The organism is Fodinibius sp. (assembly GCF_034521915.1).
Taxonomy (GTDB): Bacteria; Bacteroidota; Rhodothermia; order Balneolales; family Balneolaceae; genus Fodinibius.
Genome location: NZ_JAXHLU010000014.1, coordinates 169,497 through 186,337 on the forward strand (window position 1 = coordinate 169,497; position 16,841 = coordinate 186,337).

At 42.1% G+C, this 16,841-nt stretch carries 15 protein-coding genes and 1 riboswitch; of the genes, 10 read left to right on the plus strand and 5 right to left on the minus strand.

The window, feature by feature from the left end; genetic code table 11:
• Positions 1-101: 101 nt before the first annotated feature.
• The 3 genes from U5J89_RS10045 to U5J89_RS10055 all read left to right on the plus strand — a co-directional run bounded on the left by U5J89_RS10045 (position 102) and on the right by U5J89_RS10055 (position 3,290).
• Entirely contained in the window at positions 102-1,073 is a 972-nt protein-coding gene (locus U5J89_RS10045; protein WP_322575493.1) for a methylenetetrahydrofolate reductase, read from the plus strand.
• A gap of 107 nt (positions 1,074-1,180) precedes the next feature.
• Positions 1,181-2,308, plus strand: a complete 1,128-nt coding sequence (locus U5J89_RS10050; RefSeq protein ID WP_322575494.1) for a tetratricopeptide repeat protein — start codon at positions 1,181-1,183, stop codon at positions 2,306-2,308.
• Positions 2,241-3,290 (plus strand): HAMP domain-containing sensor histidine kinase, encoded by a 1,050-nt coding sequence (locus U5J89_RS10055; protein WP_322575495.1) that lies wholly within the window; start codon positions 2,241-2,243, stop codon positions 3,288-3,290. The genes U5J89_RS10050 and U5J89_RS10055 overlap by 68 nt, the downstream gene beginning before the upstream one ends.
• Positions 3,291-3,375: 85 nt before the next feature.
• On the opposite strand, the gene yaaA is transcribed toward U5J89_RS10055, so the two are convergent.
• A complete protein-coding gene (gene yaaA / locus U5J89_RS10060) occupies positions 3,376-4,137 on the minus strand; it encodes a peroxide stress protein YaaA (protein WP_322575496.1) in 762 nt (253 codons plus the stop codon).
• 108 nt (positions 4,138-4,245) lie between these two features.
• Positions 4,246-4,704 carry a CHRD domain-containing protein gene (locus U5J89_RS10065; protein WP_322575497.1) on the minus strand — a complete coding sequence of 153 codons (459 nt, stop codon included), beginning with the start codon at positions 4,702-4,704 and terminating at the stop codon, positions 4,246-4,248.
• A gap of 158 nt (positions 4,705-4,862) precedes the next feature.
• On the opposite strand from U5J89_RS10065, the gene U5J89_RS10070 reads away from it, so the two are divergent.
• Positions 4,863-5,876, plus strand: a complete 1,014-nt coding sequence (locus U5J89_RS10070) for a LacI family DNA-binding transcriptional regulator (RefSeq protein WP_322575498.1) — start codon at positions 4,863-4,865, stop codon at positions 5,874-5,876.
• Here the strand turns inward: U5J89_RS10070 and polX are convergent, their stop codons facing one another.
• Entirely contained in the window at positions 5,877-7,643 is a 1,767-nt protein-coding gene (gene polX, locus U5J89_RS10075) for a DNA polymerase/3'-5' exonuclease PolX (protein ID WP_322575499.1), read from the minus strand.
• 144 nt (positions 7,644-7,787) lie between these two features.
• Between polX and U5J89_RS10080 the strand changes: the two genes are divergently transcribed.
• The 6 genes from U5J89_RS10080 (at position 7,788) to U5J89_RS15990 (ending at position 14,977) form a co-directional block, all read left to right on the plus strand.
• Positions 7,788-8,321, plus strand: coding sequence for a nuclear transport factor 2 family protein (locus U5J89_RS10080; protein ID WP_322575500.1), 534 nt, complete (start codon positions 7,788-7,790; stop codon positions 8,319-8,321).
• 126 nt (positions 8,322-8,447) lie between these two features.
• On the plus strand, positions 8,448-9,848 hold the full coding sequence (locus tag U5J89_RS10085) for a M14 metallopeptidase family protein (protein WP_322575501.1): 1,401 nt from the start codon (positions 8,448-8,450) through the stop codon (positions 9,846-9,848).
• A complete protein-coding gene (locus U5J89_RS10090) occupies positions 9,826-10,974 on the plus strand; it encodes a hypothetical protein (RefSeq protein WP_322575502.1) in 1,149 nt (382 codons plus the stop codon). The genes U5J89_RS10085 and U5J89_RS10090 overlap by 23 nt, the downstream gene beginning before the upstream one ends.
• Before the next feature lie 557 nt (positions 10,975-11,531).
• Positions 11,532-12,176 carry an energy transducer TonB gene (locus U5J89_RS10095; RefSeq protein WP_322575503.1) on the plus strand — a complete coding sequence of 215 codons (645 nt, stop codon included), beginning with the start codon at positions 11,532-11,534 and terminating at the stop codon, positions 12,174-12,176.
• Positions 12,177-12,376: 200 nt separating this feature from the next.
• Positions 12,377-12,472: riboswitch (TPP riboswitch) on the plus strand.
• Positions 12,473-12,585: 113 nt separating this feature from the next.
• The gene (locus tag U5J89_RS10100) at positions 12,586-14,412 is read left to right on the plus strand and encodes a TonB-dependent receptor (protein ID WP_416208514.1); all 1,827 of its coding nucleotides are present in this window, start codon (positions 12,586-12,588) and stop codon (positions 14,410-14,412) included.
• A complete protein-coding gene (locus U5J89_RS15990) occupies positions 14,378-14,977 on the plus strand; it encodes a hypothetical protein (RefSeq protein WP_416208515.1) in 600 nt (199 codons plus the stop codon). Before U5J89_RS10100 ends, U5J89_RS15990 begins: the two co-directional genes overlap by 35 nt.
• 69 nt (positions 14,978-15,046) lie before the next feature.
• Here the strand turns inward: U5J89_RS15990 and U5J89_RS10105 are convergent, their stop codons facing one another.
• Together U5J89_RS10105 and U5J89_RS10110 are read right to left on the minus strand one after the other, a co-directional pair.
• Positions 15,047-16,072, minus strand: a complete 1,026-nt coding sequence (locus U5J89_RS10105; RefSeq protein WP_322575528.1) for a DMT family transporter — start codon at positions 16,070-16,072, stop codon at positions 15,047-15,049.
• A gap of 3 nt (positions 16,073-16,075) precedes the next feature.
• On the minus strand, positions 16,076-16,621 hold the full coding sequence (locus tag U5J89_RS10110; protein ID WP_322575504.1) for a DUF2911 domain-containing protein: 546 nt from the start codon (positions 16,619-16,621) through the stop codon (positions 16,076-16,078).
• Positions 16,622-16,841 lie beyond the last annotated feature (220 nt).

The window sequence follows — 16,841 nt, forward strand, 5'->3', positions numbered from 1 at the left end:
ACGAAGTGATTACCTTAGACACTATTAGATTTTCAATAAGAAAATCGTGTAACTTGAAGAAAAGTTTCAGGATATCAAAGGTACAAAGAAAAGTATAGTAAATGAAAGTAATTGAACATTACAGTAGAGCAACGGAACCATTAATCTCATTTGAGATTATCCCCCCAAAACGGGGCGGATCAGTAGATGCCGTTTTTGAGTCATTGGACAAGGTGATGAAGTATAATCCGCCTTTTATTGACGTGACGTATCACGCGGCGGAATCCTATTACGAGGAGCTGTCCGATGGAACTATAAAGCGGCACATCAAACGAAAGCGTCCCGGCACGATTGGGCTTTGTGCGGCAATCAAGCATAAATACAATGTTGATCCGGTTCCACATTTAATTTGTGAAGGATTTACAAAGGAAGAAACCGAAGATGCCTTGATTGAGCTTAATTTTCTGGGGATTGACAATGTACTGGCTATTCGCGGCGATTCGCCCGATGATAATACTCCGCGGATCAAAAATGGTACCTATAATAAATATGCCATCGATCTGGTAAGACAGATTAAAGATATGAATCGGGGAGAATACCTCGAAGATATTGTTAATGCCCATGAGACGAATTTTTGTGTGGGAGTTGCAGGATATCCTGAGAAACATTTTGAGGCACCTAATCTTGATTTTGATATTGCGCGGCTGAAAGAAAAAGTTGATGCTGGCGGTGATTACATCGTTACACAGATGTTTTTTAACAATGATGCCTATTTTCGTTTTGTTGAAAAGTGTCGGGATGCGGGTATTGAATGTCCGATTGTACCGGGTTTGAAAGTTCTGACACGTGAACGACATCTTAATTTCCTGCCAAAATTTTTCCACCTGAATATACCGGAAGCCTTATCAGACGAGGTACAAGCCGATCCTGATAATGCCAGAGAAATAGGCGTTGAGTGGGCGGCCCAACAGTGTACCGAACTGTTGGAGGGCGGCGCACCGGGCATCCATTTTTATATCATGGGAGATCCTACTCCTGCGCTTGATGCGGTGGATAAAATTCCATTGGGCAAGACTGCTAAAGCCGGAAGCTAAAGGTGCTTCAACTATAGCATATTTTTACCTTCGAATTAATTAAAAAAAGAATTGTCTCTTCATAGAAGGAATTTTACCATTAGGTAGTTTGAAATAAAAATAATTGAATGCCCAAGCGATTAATGCGTTTTAGCTTTTCTATAATTTTGTTGGTACTGGTGATATTGTGGTCACACGCACATCTTATGGCACAAGATTATCAGCAAAAAGATGTTAAAATAGAAAACTCTGAATCTGATAGCGCAATCGTTTATTCATATCTGGAAAAAGCTGATGAAGCCAAGAAGCAGGGAGAAATTCGCAAACTCCGTGATATTTTAGGTAAAGCTCAGCAAGTTGCTAATTCATCGGGGAATCCCCTGTTATTACAGAAGGTTGAAAAAGATCTTGGTGATTACTACTTGGAAACAGGTAGCTACGATTCGGCACAAGTAGTACTTGAACGGGCCGCCGAACGTTCTTCGGGTAAAAAAATGCAAACCCAGGTTTTAAATTTATTGGCTACTGCTTATCGCTATCAATCAAAATATCCCAAAGCGATGAATACCTATAATCTGGGGTTATCGCTAATTGATTCCTTAGAAAGTCCGGATATTTTTGCAGCAATTAGTACAAATAAAGCGGCAATATATGAGAATTTAGGTAATCTTAGTGAGGCTATTTCGCTGTATCAGGAAGGGATTACATTTGCTGAGGCGGTTGGTGATAGCAGTTTCTTAGCCACGGCGTTAAATAATTTGGGCAATCTTTATTATGAGCAGTCAAATTATAAAGACGCCCAGACGTATCTTAAGGAGTCAATTACTGTCAGTGAAGAGCAGGGATTTTATAACACCTTATTGCGGGCTAAACATAACTTGGCCAGCACGGAGCGTGATCTTGGTAACTATGATAAGGCACGGAATCTGTTTAGGGAAGCATGGAAGTTACACAATAAGGTTCGTCCTAATAGTCCGCCCATTCAGCTTTTATATAATATGGGCCGGTTACATCTGGAGGTCTCGGAACTGGACGAAGCAGAAGAACATTTTCGGGAATCGCTGGAGTATTCGCGAAAAGGAGGAATTCCTGCGGGACTCTTTTATAACTTTATTGGGCTTGGCGATGTAGCTCTTGCGCGGGGAAACTTTTCGGCTTCTATCGATTTTTATAATGATAGTTTTGAGATTGCCCGTAGAGGTAGATTCGCCTCCATTTCGTATAACTGTTTCGGAAAAACTATACGAAGCATATAAGAAAGAGGGTGATTTTGAAGAAGCTCTCAAGTATCATGAGATGGCTAAACAGGTGTCAGACAGTTTAACTGAAGCTCAGCAGAACGAGCAGTTAGCCCTTGCGGAAACGGAACTGGGGTTGCGGCAGCAGCAGAAAATAAACCAGCTTTTGCAAGAGCGGCAGCAACAGCAAGAGGCACGTATTACCACGCAGAACTGGCTTATAGGAATGTCTGTATTTGTCATTATTGTGATATTAATTTCTACCGTTGTTTTGTATCGATCCAACAGGGAGCGGCAACGAATAAATAGAGAGCTTGAAGAGCTCAATAAGGTAAAAAATAAGATGATGGCGATTATAGCTCATGATCTCCGTTCACCGATGACTTCTATGCAGGGAATTTTTTACCTGTTGAAAGATGAGGATTTGCAGATGGAAGAAATACGGGAAATTGCTTCCAATTTGGAAGTAACTGTCCAGCAAAATATAAATATGATGGATAATCTGCTAAGTTGGGCAAATAGTCAGATGAGAGGTTTGGAGATAGATGTTGAGAGTGTATCGGCTTTCGATATAGTTGAAGAAATATTCGAGAATTGTTCATTTCAGGCCGAGCACAAATCACTGAAACTCGTGAATAACGTAGATCCCAAGCTGACGGTTAAAGCCGACGTTAATTTATTTAAGCTTATTATTCGCAACCTGGTAAACAATGCAATTAAGTTTTCCCACGAGGGAGATACGGTTACGGTATCGGCCGAAGAAGTAAGTGAAGAAGTGGTCTTCAAAGTTAAAGATACCGGTATTGGTATTCCCAAAGATCAGCAGGATAGTATTTTCTCGTTTCAGGGGCATTCACGATCGGGAACCAATAATGAAAACGGCAGCGGGCTTGGATTGCAACTTTGTAAGGAGTTTGTAGAAAAACAAAATGGAACTATAGACTTGGAGAGTACCGAGGGAGAAGGTTCCACATTTTATGTGAGCCTTCCAAAGGGATGATTTTCAAAAGTTGAACTTAAGGAAGAGATTTGAAGATATTGAAGGACACTGCTCTGGGGTGTCCTTCAATATCTTGAGATAATTATTATCGCACAAAGACCGGCTTGGTTTTATCATCGGTATGGTCTTCGCTGTAGCTGTAATCATTACCGTTAAAGCCAAGTAAGCCTTCGTAACTATTAACTTCATTTTCGATAAGATAACGCGCCATAGTACCACGGTTCTTCTTAGCGTAAAAGCCAATTGTTTTTAAATTTCCGTTTTTGAAATCTTTGAACTTTGGCTTTATGACATCCACCTTTAGCTTATCGGGTTGCAGTGCTTTGAAATATTCTTTGCTAGCAAGGTTGACGAATAGTTCATCATCCTCAAGCTCATCATTTAAAGCTTCGGTAAGGCTGTCACCCCAGAAGTCGTATAATCGGTCATGGCCGTTGATCTGTAGCTTTGTTCCCATCTCCAGGCGATAGGGCTGCATTAGGTCCAGCGGACGGAGGATACCGTACATTCCAGACAGAATACGTAGGCTATCTTGAAGTGTATCAAGATGTGAATTATCAATAGAGTAGGCATCTAATTCTTTGTAGGCCGATCCGTTAAATGCATAGATGCAGGGACGAGCGTTATCTTTGTTAAAAGGAGTGGAAAACTTTTGATAGCGCTCGTAATTCAGGTCAGCCAGGTTTTGGCTGATATCCATAAGGTCTTTCAGCTCGTCTTTAGATTTTTGAGCCAGCTCATTATTAAGGGTTTCTGCTTCATCTAAAAAGCGAGGTTGCGTGGCTTTATCTGTTGGCAGTTCGCTTTCGTAGTCCAATGATTTTGCCGGTGAAATAACAATCTTCATAAAATAATGTTGTCAACGTTAAATATTTGTTTTCTGATATGGGTACGTATAACCCGTTTTATAAAAAGGATCATTCCATGTTATTGAAAACTGTGGGTTTAGATGTGCTTACTTTCCCAAAGGTCCAATATTGCCGCGCAGTTCTCCTTTTTGATTATCAAATGTGCTAATATTTATATAGAGATCTCCCTTTTTCAATAATGCTTTTTGCGCCGGTGAAAGCACAAAATGATTTTCTTTGCAAATTAGTTTTCCTCCAGTTTTTTCTTCGTTCAGTTCTGCTTTTAAACGATATAGCTGGTTGCCGTCATGACCTCGAATACTCACCATTAGGTAAGCACCGGAATAGTTGGCGCTTAAGTCTTCAAATTTCCCTTTTACTGTTAATGTATCACCATGCAGCGTAACAGTGGCCATCCCCGATCCGGTTGTGGAAACGGGAGGATTATGCTTATAGCCCGCCAAAATAATCTTTTGGGATTGTTGTGCCTTAACATCCGTTGAATTACTCAACATCCAGAATATCCCCAGCAGTAACGCAAATGTATAAATAAATAGTCGTTTCATAATTTCAAAGCTATATGATGGTTTGTTATATAATTAACTCGAAATATGCCTGTTTTATTTTGTAGTTTTAATGGTTCATCAATAATATATACACTCTGTTTTGTGCTGTAAGATAAATAAGGGAACAGATTTTTTTAAGTGAGGTCACTATTTAAACCATGGCTAAGAAACCTACTATTTATGAAATCGCCGAAAAGGTTGGGGTAAGTACGGCTACAGTTTCGCGGGTGCTTAATGATTCTCCTCGCGTTTCAGATAAAACAAAGAAACGTATTTTAAAAGCAATGCGTGAGATGAATTATGCTCCGCGGCTAACGGCTCGAAAGCTGGCTAGCAGTAAAGCGGAGCTTTTGGGAGTGGTGGTGCCATCATTTACAACGCCCTATTTTAACGAGGTGCTTAAGGGGATTAAGGATGAGATTGCCCCTACGGATTTGGATATGATGATTTACAATACCGGTTCTGATTCTCCTCAACAAGGACTGAAAGAGTTTTTCGGACGAGGTATAGCCGATGCGCTGATTATTATTTCAATTGACATCCCTGAACGCATTCACAACCAATTGAAGGCTACAGAAGTGCAAACTGTGCTGATAAATGCTACGCATCCAGAGCACAGTTATTTCCAGGTTAATGATTATCGTGGTGGTTATATGGCGGCTGAACATCTAGTGAGTCAAGGATATGAATCTATCGGTATTATTTCGGCAGCTGAAGAATCAGCTATGACGAAAGAACGTACTGGAGGATTTCAGGATTATCTTAGTGAGCAGGGCATTGAGGTGAAAGATGAGCATTTTGTCCGGGGATCAATAAGCAAGCATGCCGGATTTTCGGAAGAGTCGGGCTTTGAAGCTATCCAAAAATTCTATAAACAGGGAACATTTCCGGAGGCTATCTTTTGTTTGAATGATACACTGGCTACAGGAGCTATGTACGCATTATCGCGCCTAGGTATTGATGTGCCCGAAGAGGTGGCCGTAATGGGATATGATAATATAAAATTGAGCAAATACCTTGATCTGACAACAGTCGATCAAAAAATGTATTCCATTGGGGTTAAGGCAATAAAGCAGATGACCAAATTAATTGATGCGGATAATAGTTCTTTAGTTCAACAGGTTTTTGATCCTGTTTTGGTCAAGCGTGGCTCGACGGAGAAACACTCGTAATTATTGCCGCTGGTTTTGGAACCACGCCATAAGCTCTTTGGCAGTTTTGGTATTTAGGATGCGCTCTTTTTCAAATTTGGCTTTGCGGGCAGTTCGCACGCCGTAGTGAATATGATCGATGCCTTTTTTACTATGGGCATCGGGGTTAATAGCTGACATCAAGCCTACCTCTTTGGCTTTGTTTCCATGGCGCCAGTCCAGATCCAGTCGACGGGGATTAGCATTAATTTCAATAGCGGTATCATGTTCGGCAGCCACTTCGATAAGCTCGTTCATATCAAGATCGCTGCCGTCGCGCTGAAGTAAAAGCCGCCCGGTAGGGTGACCCACAATATTGGTATAAGGGTTTTTAATGGCGTTACGGAATCGTGTCATCATCTTATCGCGTGACATATCCAATCCATTATGTACGCTGGCGATCACAAAATCGAATCCGCTAAGAATATCCTCTTCATAATCCAGGCTTCCGTCACTCAGAATATCCGATTCGATTCCCTTAAAAATTTTGAAGTTGATATCATTATCGGCGAACTCTTTATTGAGCTGATCAATCTCGTCCCACTGTTTTTTGATCTCATCTACCGTCAATCCGCCGGCATAAGCCGCTGTTTTAGAGTGATCACTCATTCCCAGGTACTCATAGCCGCGTTCGATACAGGCCTCGGCCATCTCTCTTATAGAAAACTTGCCGTCACTGTAGGTACTGTGGGCATGGAGTACACCGCGAATATCATCCTCGGTCACTAAGTTCATGGATTCATGAGATTCATAAAACTCGATCTCCCCGCGATCTTCGCGCAGCTCAGGGGGCACAAAATGCAGATCCAAATGTTCGTAGATGTCTGTTTCTGAGTTGTAATCAATAGGTTTGTCGAAGTCGGTGTTGCCATCTTTATCAAGCTGGAACAAACCGTATTCATTAAGTGAAAGCCCGCGCTCTCGGGCGCGCTGACGCAGTACAACATTGTGTTCTTTACTTCCGGTAAAATACATCAGCGCAGCCGGGAATTGCTCGGGCTTAACGATGCGAAGGTCAACCTGCCGGCCGTTTTCGGTTCTGGCAGAGCTCTTGGTTTCGCCGCGACTCAGTACTTCAACAACTAAGTCGTGATCAACAAAAACATCAAATAGATTTGTAATATGTTTTTCATCGGCCCCAATTAAAATATCTACATCTCCAATGGTTTCTTTGGATCGTCGCAGCGAACCGGCCACTTCAATTTCTTGTACGCCTTCCTGATTTTTAAGAAAGTTATACATGGGCTCTGCAATTTCAGTAGCTTCATCCAGTCTACAGCGTTCATCGAACTGTTCCATCCATTCAATGGATTTTAAAATTTTCTTTGCTGATTTTTCTCCCAGCCCATCGAGCGATGCTACCCGACCATCTTGGCAGGCTTCCTTGAGCTCATCAAGCTCTGATATTCCAAGCTGATCGTGAATTTTAGCGATATTTTTAGGTCCCAAGCCCGAGATATCCAGCCATTTAATAATTCCCTCGGGAATGCGGTCGCGCAGGCTTTCGAGTACTTCAATGGTTCCCGTTTGAGCATAAGACTTGATATCCTCGGCAATAGAATTACCAATGCCTTTTATATCGGTCAGCGAATCATTTTCTATATAATTACTGATATCTTCATTCAGTGATTCGATAGTTTGTGCGGCGCGATCAAAAGCAATGGCACGGAATCTATTTTCGCCTGCCAGCTGCATCAGTTGGTAAATTTCGCGCAGTCGCTCGGCAATTTCATCATTTGTTACAGACATAAAAAGCGAGTAGTTTTATTCTCAAATTTTTGATGGATAAAGGTAATAAATCACAATCTTCTTTAGCAGTATTTGCCCGGATTAATTTCTTCCCTTTGGCATTGAATTTTTCATACATTCCACAAAACAAATTCACTTGGTATTATGATAAATAAAACGCTCGTTTATATCCTGATCATTCCTGCTCTTTTTATTCTCATGGTAAGTTGTTCCTCAGGGAATGAGCAATCCCGTCAGGTACAAAAGAAAGCTATAAATACAATTTTGGATGACTGGCACTTGGCTGCAACCGAAGCCAATTTTGAGCGCTATTTTATGCACTTTACAGGCGACAGCGCGATATTTATGGGAACGGATGCCACCGAACGCTGGACTGTTGCAGAGTTTAAGCCTTGGGCAAAACCTTATTTTGATGACGGTGAAGCTTGGGACTTTACCCCTGTAGAACGTCACGTGTATCTCTCGGATAACAGACAAACAGCATGGTTTGATGAATCGCTGGATACGCCCAACTTGGGACCGGCACGTGGCTCGGGAGTACTTGTGAAACAGGAAAAGACTTGGAAAATTGCTCACTATAATTTGTCAATTCCTATACCAAATGCCCTTGTGGATACTGTCGTGAAGCAGGTTGAAAAGGTATTGGAAGATTCAGTTTCTGAAGAGGTTGATGACTGATCTTATCTCTTAAACTAAAATACTACATTAATGTGATACGTAATGAGTAATTCTTGATAAAACGACAACCTTACTTATCACTCATCACGCGTTAATTATTATGGATTATACTTTAAGATAGATATTATGAAAAAAATACTACGACTATTTGCTGTTATACTTTTGTTTATTACGCTTGGTTCTGCGGAGAGTATTGCTCAAAATAGTGTTCAATCGCCTACTGATTTTTTGGGATACGAGCTGGGTTCGCAGTGGACTCCTCATCATAAAGTGATGGATTATTTCTGGCATGTAGCGGAGGTCTCACCGTTGGTAGAAGCTAAGCAGTATGGCACTACAAATGAGGGACGTGAGTTGATGCTGAGCTTTGTGTCGAGTGAGGCAAATATGGCTCGGCTGGAGGAGATCCGCATGAACAACTTGAAGCGTACGGGATTATTGGATGGGGAATCTTCGGCGGATACCACGGCAATAGTCTGGCTCAGCTATAATGTGCATGGCAATGAAACTTCCAGCAGCGAGGCGGCCATGAAGACGATTTATGAGCTGGTTAATCCCGATAATACAGAGACTAAATCGTGGTTGCAGAACACCGTTGTGATTATGGATCCGATGTTGAATCCGGATGGACGTGATCGCTATGTAAATTGGTATAAAAGCGTTGTTGGTGATGACATAAATGTACATCCCGATGCGCGTGAACATCATGAGCCCTGGCCGGGTGGACGAACCAATCACTATTATTTTGATTTGAATCGCGACTGGGCGTGGCTAACGCAGAAGGAGAGTCGCCAGCGGATGAACGAGTATCAAAAATGGATGCCGCATATCCATGTTGATTTCCATGAACAGGGCGTAAACTCTCCCTATTATTTTGCTCCGGCTGCTAAACCGTTTCACAATGCTATTACCGATTGGCAATCCGAATTTCAATACACTATTGGCGAAAATAATGCGAAGTATTTTGATGAAAAAGGATGGCTATATTTTACTCGCGAAGTATTCGACCTTTTTTATCCCAGTTATGGCGATACATATCCGATTTTTAATGGGGCTATCGGTATGACATACGAACAAGCTGGGAATGCGCGGGCCGGATTGGGAATTACTACCGAAGAGGGTGATACATTAACGCTTCACGACCGTCTGACTCATCACTATACAACGGGACTTTCAACCATTGAAGTAAGTTCGCAGAATGCCGAGCAACTGGTCTCTGAGTTTGCGAATTATTATCAAACGGCACAAAACAATCCGAAAGGGGATTACAAAACATTTGTAATCAAGCAGGATAATAATCCTGATAAGTTAAGTGCACTGTTTGAGTTATTGGAGAAGCATAAAATAGAATATGGGCAGGCAGAGTCAGGCGCAACGCTAAGCGGGTATAACTATAAAACAGGAGATACCGAACGCGTTCGGGTTAGTGAAGGAGATTATCTGGTTAGTGCCCATCAGCCAAAGGGAGTGATGGCGCGCATTTTGTTTGAGCCGCGTCCAGAGCTTGAAAGATTCTGTGACCTATGATATTACCGCCTGGGAACAGCACTATGCGTATGGGCTTGACGGGTATGCGCTGAGGCAAAAAATTGCTGTTGAGGAGCAATCATACGAAAAGCCTGAACTTGAGCATGAATATCCCGAAAAACCTTACGCTTACCTGGCGCGCTGGCAGGATTTGGATGACGTGCAGCTGTTGTCAGATCTGCTAAAACATGACGTTAAAATTCGCTTTACGAGTAGTCAAATTAAAATTGATGATCGCATGTATGATCCCGGCACGTTGGTGATTACGCGATCGGACAATAAGAATATGTCGCAATTTAACGAAACGGTTCAGAAGCTTGGTAAAAAGCATAAGCAGCCATTGCATGCGGTTGAATCTGGATTCTCACAATCGGGAACCGATTTAGGATCGTCGGCTGTACGTTATATGGAGAAGCCTAAAATTGCTTTGTTAGGAGGAGAGGGTACCTCTTCTAATCAGGTAGGTGAAATCTGGCACTATTTTGACAAGCAGATTGATTACCCTATAACCATGCTGGATACCGAATATTTTGATGAGGTAGACCTCAATAGTTATGACGTGTTTATTTTACCATCCGGAAATTATAATAGTCGCATCGACAGTAGCCGTATTGCTGATATTAAAGAATGGGTAACTGATGGCGGAAAACTAATTGCCGTACAAAATGCGAATCACTTTTTGGCAGAGCAGGATGGGTTTGATCTGAAGTCTAAAGAAGGTGACGATGATGACAGCGAGCCAAGTAGTCAGCTTGATACGTATGGGGAACAGCAGCGAAAAAATATATCTGACTTTAACAGTGGCTCAATTTTCAAATTGACAATGGATAACACTCATCCGCTGGCTTACGGTTATGATGATGCGTATTTCTCCTTGAAATTAAATGCCGATGCGTATCAATATCTTGATGATGGCTGGAATGTGGGTGTGGCTAAAGAGGATGCACATATGAGTGGATTTATTGGATATAAAGCTAAAGAAGAGTTAGAAAATACGCTCACATTTGGTGTGCAGAATATGGGATCAGGCTCGGTGGTTTATATGGTTGATAATCCCCTGTTTCGCGCTTTTTGGTATAATGGCAAGCTGCTGTTTGGGAATGCCGTATTTATGGTAGGGCAGTAAATACTTCCATGGGATGACTGAGTTTGCCATCCTATGGGTAAAAAAGTGATTCTTGATTGTTTTAAAGATCAGGTATAGTGCCTCTGTTTTGTCGAAGTATCCTCTCTATCTATTATCGCATTTTAATCAAAGAATTCCCTGCAGGTTCTGCCTCGGAGTCAAGGAGAAAAGTTTGAAAACCTAAGGTTTTCATTAAGACGAAGGCTTTGCAAAACCATTCTGTCATCGCGAATGTAATGTGGCGATCTCGTTTAAGAAGCTTTGATCGGGAGATTGCCTGCCTATGCCGAAGCTTTTGTAACATGTTAAGCCATATTTATAAAGGCTCCGCGCAGGCAGGCTTCTCAGGTTCGCAATGACAAGCTAAATTTTGAGGGTTTTGCAAAGGCCTCTAAGACAAAAAAGAACTTTTCCCTGGTTAATACCTCGGAGCAGAGCCCCGAGGATTATTTGGTCTGTCTGCATTCGGTAATGGTTAGAGCAAGCATTAGTTGCTTGAAAGATCCATATCTTATATTTATAATACTATCTAATTAGTACTAATAAGGTAATAAGTTATGGATTATAAAAAGCCATCAGTAGACTTACGCAATTACTATAGTGTATTCCTACAATTATCACTGGTAGTTGTATTGGGAGTTTTTATTGGAGCCAGTAAAGTTCAGTTTGTTTCGGAAGAAAGTGAGGTAGACTTAACGCAGGAGCAAGAAGTGGTAGAGATGGAAGAGGTGACGCAAACTAAACAAGAAGAAAAACCGCCTCCTCCACCTCGTCCGCAGGTTCCGGTAGAAGTTCCAAACGATGAAATTATCGAAGATCAGGATATTAATATCGATGCTGAAATAAATATGGATGAGCCACTTCCGGAACCCGAAGAGCCTGAAGGCGAAGAGGAGGAAGATTTCTTTGTTGCAGTGGAACAGATGCCTAAAATGATAGGGGGCCAGGAGTGGCTCTACGAGAATATCAATTATCCTGAAATGGCTAGAAAAGCTGGTATTGAAGGACGCGTTATCGTACAGTTTGTGGTTGGCAAAGATGGTCAGGCTAAAAATATTAACGTGTTGCGAGGTATTGGCGGGGGCTGCGATAAGGCAGCGATTGATGTGATTAAGAAAGCAGAATTTGAGCCCGGTCGACAGCGGGGGAATGCCGTACCGGTTCAGATGGCTCAAAACATCACCTTCGAGCTACAAAATTAAAGACAACAAATAAATTGTATCTTTTTTTGATATCAATTCTATTAACTATTCATTGGAAATAAGTTGTTATCTCTAATAATCCTACTTTGATCCTTTTATGGTGCAAGTGGTAAGCATAGAGACCTTTTTGTAGCTATTAATTTCCAAAACTTATTTTGAAGATATGAGGCAAGGCCCTTATCTTGGAATTGAACAAAATCACCCAAGGTTGGGGGTGCTTGCAACAGCAGGCTGAGATCATACCCTGAGAACCTGAACCGGATAACACCGGCGTAGGGAAACCAAGGCGGCGATAAATAATATCGCTGCTGGATTGATCAGCATTTCTTGCAAGTTCATCTCCCGCTCTTATGAATCTAATAAGACGGAGGAACTTATGTTTTCCAAACTACTAAGAAGCACGATACTTTTGTGCTTTGTATTTTTTTTCAGCACATCTCTTTTTGCCCAAACGATAACCGGAACGGTGACTGATGCCCAAAGCGGGGAACCGCTGGCCGGGGCAAATATTGTACAGGTTGGCACCTCAAATGGAGTTTCGACTGAAGCCGACGGTCAGTTTTCACTTAACTTGATCGAAGAAGAAGCTCAAAAGATTTCCGTTTCGTTTGTGGGATATAAAACCAAAAAGCTTGATGTCTCAGATAATAAAGACTCATACAATATTTCGTTGGTTTCGAAGACCATTATGAGTAATGAAGTTTTTGTAAGAGCGTTGCGCGTTGATGAGGCATCACCCATGGCCTATGAAAATATCAGCCGAGAAGAAATTGAGCGGCAGAATTTGGGTCAGGATATGCCCTATATGATTAGCAGCAGCCCATCAGTAACCACCACATCGGATGCCGGAACAGGAATTGGTTATACCGGCCTTCGCATTCGCGGAGTAGACCAGGGGCGTATCAATGTTACGGTAAACGGAATTCCCATTAATGATGCGGAATCTCATGGCGTTTTTTGGGTTAATATGCCCGACCTGGCCTCATCGGTAGAGAATATTCAGATTCAGCGTGGCGTGGGTACTTCAACCCAGGGTGCTGCTGCTTTTGGCGCAACCATGAATATCCAGACTTCGCAAATGAGACCGGATGCCTACGGTGAAGTCAATACGTCGGTAGGGTCTTTCAACACACGCAAAGCAAATGTGATGCTCGGTTCGGGACTGATGAAAAATGGCTGGCAGTTCGAGGGTCGACTTTCAAAAATTGAATCCGATGGATACATAGATCGTGCCTTCTCTGATCTAAAATCGTTTTACCTGTCCGGTGCAAAACACGGTGAAAATAGTTTGTTACGTGTTGATGTATTTTCGGGAGCGGAAAAAACCTATCAGGCGTGGTATGGCGTATCTGAAAGCCGATTAGAAAATGGTAACCGTACATACAATCCTGCCGGTATGGAAAAGCCGGGCAGCCCGTATGATAATCAGACGGATAACTATCAGCAGGATCATTATCAGCTGCACTATTCCTATCAATTTAGTGATAACTGGAATGCCAATGCCTCGCTGCACTATACCTATGGACGCGGTTATTACGAGGAATACAAAGCAGATCAGGCATTACCGGAGTATAACTTTAATCCCATACAACTGCCGGGTACGACTATTACGCAGAGCGACTTAGTTCGTCAGCTTTGGCTGGACAATCATTTTTATGGAGGAGTGTTTTCTTCTCAGTATAAAGCCGATCGCTTGTCATTGACAGTGGGCGGCGGATATAATGAGTATGACGGTGATCATTTTGGCGAAGTTGTTTGGGCCGAATTTGCAGGGAATACAGATGTTGAAAATCGGTATTATGATAACAACGGCTTTAAAACAGACTTTAATAGTTATGTTAAAGCTAACTACAGTATTACGGATAATTTAACTGCTTTTGCCGATGCCCAGATTCGTCATATTACTTATGAGTTTTTAGGTAAAGATCGTCAGCCGGCTCCGGGCGGTGGACAGCAAGTAGTGAATGTACAGCAAACCGATCGGCTAACATTTTTTAATCCCAAAGCGGGGTTAACCTATAACTTTGAGGATAAGCAGCGAGTATATGCCTCAATGAGTGTGGGCAATAAAGAGCCTACTCGCGATGAGTATGTAAACTCAACGCCCGAAAATCGTCCGGAGCACGAAACGCTCTACGATTGGGAAGCTGGTTATAAGGGAACATTTCGATCGCTTTTTCGTAGAAGCCAATTTGTATTATATGGATTACAAGAACCAGTTAATTCTAACCGGTGAAATTAACGACGTAGGAGCTTATATCCGTCAAAATGTACCCGACAGTTACCGAGCCGGTATAGAATTACAGGCAGGCGTCCAGCTTCTTGAAAACCTCGAATGGTCTGGAAATGCTACGTTTAGTCGCAATAAGATTGAGGAGTATACTTATTATCTCGATAATTTTGATACCGGCAGTCAGCAATCCACCACTTACACGGATACTGATATTGCCTTTTCTCCGAACTTTATTGCCAATTCTAAATTGCGGTTCACCCATAAAGGATTTACGGCAGCACTCAATACCAAATATGTTTCCAAACAATATCTGGATAATACGCAAACCGAAAGCAGAACGTTAGATCCCTACTTGGTAAACGATCTGCGGTTGAGTTATGATTGGAACGCCACGCCGCTGCTGAATAGTCTGGAAGCAACCTTAAAAGTGAATAACTTATTTAATGAGATGTATGAGTCCAACGGTTATACCTATGGATATATCGCTGGAGGAGAGCGGCAGTTCTTTAATTATTATTACCCTCAGGCAGGGCGCAATATTATGCTGCAGCTATCGTTTAATTTCTAGATAGTTATGTTTAGATGATTAGTTAAAAGGCGGGTCACCAGATCCGCCTTTTTTATTTTAATCGTCAGATTAGCTTTCCTGTTTGGTTTCAGTAAAGAACTTTAAGTCTTCCTCTTTTTGCGTACGTATTGTTGATGTAGCTCCCGCCTCACTGTCGATAACTTGAATAAATATTGCACCGGTGATGATAAATACCGCTGAAATTATTTCCATCAGACTGGGATTTTCTCCGATACTAAGCCAAGCTATTCCTAAAGCTGCAACAGGAACCATATTTCCATAAAGTACTACCTGGGTTGGTCCCAGTATTTTTAATGCTCGTACCTTCACCCATTGACCAACACCCACTCCAATTGCTCCACCGGCTAAAATGGCGATCCAGGTCCAAACACCTAACGAAAGCCATGTTACTTCAATTAGATCTGGTGCAGCTATAAGGATATACAGTGATCCGCCAATAGCAGTACGTAACGCTACGATAGAAACGGATCCGTATTCGCGTGCCAAAGGTTTTATTGCATGCAACTCTATAACGGTGAGTGCCAGTGCTACTATTAGGATGAGGTCGCCCAGCCAGTAACCCTGTTCCGGGCGTAAGCCATCCCAAGCCAAAATAACAGTACCTACAACGGCAAGCAGAACTCCGGCGTATCCGAACTTTCCCATTTGTTCGGTGCTAAACAGGTATCCGATGCCTGTACTGATAGCCGGACCGAGAGCCAGCCAGAGCGAAGCGCGGGCCCCGTGCGTTAAACCTAATCCTTCGATACCCAGCCAAGGTGCAAGCGTGGCACCGATTACAGAAACAAACAGGAGGCGGGGCCAGTCATCCCTCTTTATTTTAGGTAAAAAAGGAACCTTAGACGTCGTGTTGCTGCATTCAGTTCGGTATTGCAGGTACATCACCAGAAACATAGCAATGCCCCCCATCGCAAAGCGTGATACGCTGAATGAGATGGGAGACATCTCGGCAAGGGCAATTTCGGCCAGTATAAAATTGGCGCCCCAAATAAAGACGAATAATACCAGCAGGCCGTGATGGGGTAAAGCTTCCCCCTTTACTGATTGATTTAGTGGTTTAGCGTTCGAAATAATAGATTAAATACTAATTGTAAAAGGCACTTTGGTATTATCCCAGTGGAGTACTACAGTAGCCGATTCATTTGAAACATCCTCAAAATAGAATAACAGGCGCTCTATAAAGTCCGCTTTTTGAGGTTCTACCGTGAACCGAAATACGTCTTTGGATTTGTCGTACTGGGTACCCCATGAAAGCTTGGAATTAATAATGATGGTCCATTCATCTTTTCCGGGAATAGTGTAGAGCGAATAGGTACCGGCTTCCAGCTTATTTCCCTCAATGGTTACATCTTTAGAAACAACTAAAGCGGTAGCCTCATTGGCTCCAGTTCTCCAAACCTCACCGTAGGGTACCAAATCTCCAAAGATTGTCCGGTCGTTAACGGCGGGACGTCCATATGTAATGGTAATGTCAGTGGTGCCAATAGTTTGACTCACCGTTGCATTCGGACTTGTTCGCGGTTCATCATTGCCACGTTCTTGTGCTAATGCGGTTGTAGTTACGCATAAGCTCATTAACGCAATAAGCGAAATCTTGAAAAAAGCTGATTGAATAATTTTCATAATAGTATCGATTAGTTCAGGATTGATATTGCATAATTTTAACTTAAAATGGAGGAAGATCGTTTATTTATTATTTACCTAAAGTTTTGTGCTTAAACAAGCTGTTAAATTAAATATAGAAGTTTACATATACATCAATATACTTTCTAAAAAGTTTTGAATTGCTTATATAGGAACAAATAATAGTTTGGTTTCCAGCGCGTAAAAATAATACAGATCT